We start from the raw sequence: 254 nt of genomic DNA on the forward strand, positions 1-254 counted from the left end.
CTCCATCGCGAGCCGCTGGACGTAAGTAGCAGCAACCTCGCCTTCCTGGATCCGCTCGTCGATGTCGGCGGCCTCCACGTTGAAGTCGAGGCCTGCCACTCTCAGCAGTTCGCTGCGGCGAGGCGATATGATGCGAGTATCAGCATTTCAGGCTTATCTCTCCATCTTCGCTAGAGTAATGTGAGCCTGCATCACGTGGGTCGATCTGGGAGCGAGAGTGATCTGATTCGGTCCTGCGTTTACCGTCTCCACGC

Annotated in this window: 1 protein-coding gene; it reads right to left on the bottom strand. The window is 58.3% G+C overall.

Translation table 11 applies throughout. The annotated features are described in order from the left end of the window. Positions 1-132, bottom strand: a 132-nt coding sequence (locus JAO29_RS23230; protein WP_442886483.1) for a Maf family protein, incomplete at its 3' end; no start/stop codon positions are given. Between the last annotated feature and the right edge of the window lie 122 nt (positions 133-254).

This window comes from Edaphobacter sp. HDX4, from assembly GCF_036877565.1.
Classification (GTDB): domain Bacteria; phylum Acidobacteriota; class Terriglobia; order Terriglobales; family Acidobacteriaceae; genus Edaphobacter.